Genomic DNA, 4,678 nt, shown 5'->3' on the forward strand with positions numbered 1-4,678 from the left:
TGTCGCGTGGCCCGAGACGGGCCGGGCGCGCCGGGCGGGCGTCTCGTCCTTCGGCGTGAGCGGGACCAATGCCCACGTCATCCTGGAGGAATCCACGGAACCGGCACCGGAGCAGACGGCGGCCGAGGCCGGGGCGGACGGCCAGTCAGCGGCGGGAACACCGGTCTTCCACACCGGAGGCGCCACCCCGTGGGTGTTGTCGGCGAAGTCCGGTGCGGCCGTCCGCGAACAGGCCGCGAGGCTGCTGCCGCTCACCGACGAGGACGAGGGCCGGGACGCCGCGGCGCCGGCCGACGTCGGCTTCTCGCTGGCGACCACCCGAGCGGTGTTCGACCACCGGGCGGTGGTCCTCGGCGCCGACCGCGCCGCGGTGGCCCGCGGCCTCGCCGCCCTCGCGGACGGCAGGGAAGCCCCGGGCGTGACGCACGGCACCGTCGTCGGATCCGACAGCAGAGCGGTGTTCGTCTTCCCGGGCCAGGGATGGCAGTGGGCGGGGATGGCGGTCGAACTGCTCGACTCGTCCCCGGTGTTCGCGGAGTGGATGGACAAGTGCGCGGTGGCGCTGGCCCCGTACGTCCCCTGGTCGCTGCTCGACATCGTGCGAGGCGCCGAGGGCCCGGAGTGGATCGACCGCGTCGACACGGTCCAGCCCGTGATGTGGGCGGTGATGGTGTCGCTCGCGGAGACGTGGCGCGCGCTGGGCGTCGTGCCGTCGGCGGTAGTGGGTCACTCGCAGGGGGAGATCGCGGCCGCGGTGGTCGCGGGCGGCCTGTCGCTGGCGGACGGCGCGCGGGTCGTGGCGGTACGGAGCCGCGCGTTGCGTGCGCTGTCGGGCAGCGGGGCGATGGCGTCCGTGGGGCTGCCCGCTCAGGCCGTGGAGGAACGATTGGCGGCGTGGAGCGGGCGGTTGTCGGTGGCGGCCGTCAACGCGCCTGCGGCGGCCGTGGTGTCGGGCGACGTCGAGGCCGTCGGGGAACTGCTGGCGGCGTGCGAGGCGGAGGGGGTCCGTGCGCGTCGGCTGCCGGTGGACTACGCCTCGCACTGCGGGCATATCGAGGAGATCGAGGCCGAGCTTGAGCGAGGTCTCGCCGGGCTCACCCCGCGGACGTCGGCCGTCCCGTTCTGCTCGACGGTGACGGGCGGTGTGCTGGACACGTCGGAACTGGACGGGCGGTACTGGTACCGGAACGCACGCCGTACGGTGCGGTTCGACGAGGCCGTGCGCGTGCTGCTCGGCGAGGGCTTCCGGGTGTTCGTGGAGGCGAGCGCGCATCCTGCCCTGGTGACGAGCGTGGCGGAGACGGCCGACGACTGCGGGGCCGCGGCGGTAGCCGTGGGATCGCTGCGGCGCGGCGAGGGCGGTCGGGAGCGGCTGCTCGCGTCCGTGGCGGAGGCGTTCGCGGGCGGCGCGGAGGTGGACTGGGCCGCGGTGTTCGCGGGCTCGGGCGCGCGGCGCGTGGACGTGCCGACGTACGCCTTCCAGCACCGGCGGTACTGGCTCGACGCGCGCGCTGCCGCCGGGTCCCGCGATGCGGCCTCGATGGGCCTGGAGCCGGCGGAGCACCCGCTGCTCGGGGCGGCGGTGCCGCTGCCCGGGGCGGAGGGGTTCCTGCTGACGGGGCGCCTTTCGCCGCGCGACCAGCCGTGGCTCGCCGACCACACGGTGCTGGGGCGGGTGGCCGTCCCGGGTTCGGCGCTGGTGGAGATGGCCCTTCGGGCCGGGGAGGAGGCCGGGTGCGGCCGGCTTGAGGAGCTGACGCTCGAAGTACCGCTGGTGCTGGCCGCCGAAGGCGCGGCCCAGGTGCAGGTCGCCGTCGGCGGGCCGCAGGAGGAGGGCCGGCGTGGGCTGAGCGTGTACGCCCGCGGGGGCCGCGGTCCGTGGACGTGTCACGCGCGGGGTGTGCTGGGCGCGGGCGGCACGGTGAGCGGCCCGGAGGACGCGGGCGCCTGGCCGCCGGAAGGGGCCGAGACGGTGGACTTCGCCGGCACGTACGCGCGGATGGCCGCCGCCGGGCTCGCGTACGAGCCGGCGTTTCGCGGGCTGCGGTCGGTGCGCCGCAGGGGCGAGGAGGTGTTCGCCGAGGTGGAGCTGCCCGACATGGCGGGCACCGGCCGCCTGGCGGTGCACCCGGCGCTGCTCGACGCGGCGTTGTACGCGTGGCTGGCGTGCGCGGATCGCGCCGGCGCGGTGCGGTTGCCGTTCTCCTGGAGCGGTGTGTCGCTGCACGCGCCCGTGGCCACGGCCACGGCGGTGCGGATACGGCTGGCGCCCCAGGGCGACGGTGGGCTGTCGATGACGGTGGCCGACACGGCGGGCACGCCGCTGCTGTCGGTGGACGCCCTGGTCACCCGTCCGGTACGGGAGGCGGAGCTCGCGGCCGCGGTCGGGGCGGAGGGGGACGGGCAGCGGGAGCACTGGGTGCCCGCGACACCTCCCGGGCCTCCGGAGGGCGGAACGCGGCGGTGCGCCGTGGTGGGAGAGGACGTCCTCGGGCTGGCCGAGGCGTGGGGGGCGGAGTCGTTCGACGACCTGGGTGCCCTGGGCGGTCGGGCACCGGACGCGCCGGACGTGGCGGTCGTGTACGCGGGCCCGGCCGGCGAGGGGACGGCCCCGGCCGGGGACGGAGCGCCCGGTGTGGTGCGGGAGTGGGTGGCGCAGGAGCGCTTCGCCGGCGCGCGGCTCGCCGTGGTGACGCGGGGCGCGGTGACCACCGGGGCCGGTGTGGACGTCCGGGCTCCGGCGGCGGTGCCGGTGTGGGAAGGGGTGCGCTCCGCCCAGGCGGAGAACCCGGGGCGGCTGACACTGGTCGACGTGGACGGTTCCGCGGTGCCGCTCGACGCCCTGCACCGGGCCGTCCTTGCGGGAGAGGAGCGGCTGGCCGTACGCGGCGGCGACGTACTCGTCCCGCGTCCGGCCCTGCCGGGCGACCGCCCCCGTCGGCAGGCGACCGCACGGCGCGCTCCCGCCCCCGCCGACGCCGCAGGCCCGGACGAGGCGCCGCTGGTACGGCGCCTGACGGGCCTCGGCGCCGGGGAGCGCCGGCGGGTGCTGCTCAGGTCGGTCCAGGAACACGCCGCGGCCGTACTCGGCCTCGGGACGGCGGGGGCCGTGGCGCCCGACCGCGGCTTCCTCGATCTCGGCTTCACCTCGCTCACGGGAGTGGAACTGCGCAACCGGCTGAACGCCGCCACGGGGCTCCGGCTGCCCACCACGCTGGTCTTCGACTGCCCGAGCCCGGCCGCGCTCGCCGAACACCTCGGCACGGAACTGGCCGGCACCGGGGCGGCGGAGGACGGCGGCACCCCCCTCGCCGCCCAGCTCGACAGGCTGGAGGCCACGCTGCTCGGCACGGGCACAGAGCCGGACGACGCGACACGCGCCATGGTCGCGAGCCGCCTCGGCGGCCTGCTGTCCCGATGGGCCGGCGACCGGGACGGCGGGGCCGGGGACGTGACCGCCCCCGGAGCGGCGGCACCGGACGGCCAGGGCCGCGGGGCCACGGGCGGCACCGCCGACCACCTGGAGTCCGCGGAGGCCGACGAGTTGTTCCGCTTCATCGACCGGGAGTTCGGAGCGTCCTGACGGCGCGCTCCGGCATTCTCTGCACCCCCGCACGCCGCCCGTCCAAGTCCCCGAAGCTCCGTACCGTGAGGTTCTGATGTCGGAACAGGAAAAGCTCCTCGGCTACCTCCGCCGGGTGACCACCGATCTGCACCGGACCCGGCAGCGCCTGGAGGAAGTGGAGGCGGCGGCGCGCGAGCCGATCGCGATCGTCGGGATGGGCTGCCGCTACCCGGGCGGGGTGCGCAGCCCCGAGGAGTTCTGGGACCTGCTGGCCGGGGCGCGGGACGCGGTCACGCCCTTCCCCGAGGACCGCGGCTGGGACGTCGACGCCCTGTACGACCCGGATCCGGACCGGCCGGGCACCACCAGCACCCGCGAGGGCGGCTTCCTCGACGACGCGGGCGACTTCGACGCGGACTTCTTCGGCATCTCGCCGCGCGAGGCGCTGGCGATGGACCCGCAGCAGCGGCTGCTGCTCGAAACGTCGTGGGAAGCCGTCGAACGGTCAGGCATCGACCCCGCTTCGCTCGGCGGCAGCAGGACCGGTGTCTTCGTCGGGACCGTCGCCCCTGACTACGGCCCGCACCTGCACAGGGCGACCGACGGGGTCGAGGGCCACCTGATGACCGGCAAAGGCCTCAGCGTCGCGTCAGGACGCGTCGCCTACACCCTCGGGCTGGAAGGGCCCGCGGTGACGGTGGACACGGCGTGTTCCTCGTCGCTGGTCGCCCTGCACCTGGCCGTGCAGTCCCTGCGCGCCGGCGAGTGCACGGGCGCGTTGGTCGGGGGCGTCACGGTCATGTCCACGCCCGGTACCTTCATCGGCTTCAGCAGGCAGCGCGGACTCGCCCCCGACGGCCGGTGCAAGCCCTTCTCGGCCGCCGCGGACGGCTTCGGGCTCGCCGAGGGCGCCGGCATGCTGTACCTGGAGCGGCTGTCCGACGCACACCGCCACGGCCACCCGGTGCTGGCCGTCGTACGCGGCACGGCGATCAACCAGGACGGCGCGAGCAGTGGCCTGTCCGCGCCGAACGGCCCCGCCCAGCAGCGGATGATCAGGGCGGCGTTGGCGGGTGCGGGGGTTGGTGCGGGTGAGGTGGATGTGGTGGAGGC

2 protein-coding genes are annotated in these 4,678 nt (G+C 76.1%); both read left to right on the forward strand.

Annotation, left to right across the window (positions count from 1 at the left end):
* A partial coding sequence (locus tag ABEA77_RS33565; RefSeq protein ID WP_425588450.1) for an acyltransferase domain-containing protein occupies nt 1–3,583 on the forward strand: 3,583 nt, incomplete at its 5' end.
* Nucleotides 3,584–3,659: 76 nt separating this feature from the next.
* Nucleotides 3,660–4,678, forward strand: a 1,019-nt coding sequence (locus tag ABEA77_RS33570; protein WP_345655919.1) for a beta-ketoacyl synthase N-terminal-like domain-containing protein, incomplete at its 3' end; no start/stop codon positions are given.

It is taken from the genome of Streptomyces tremellae (assembly GCF_039540215.1).
Lineage (GTDB): Bacteria > Actinomycetota > Actinomycetes > Streptomycetales > Streptomycetaceae > Streptomyces > Streptomyces tremellae.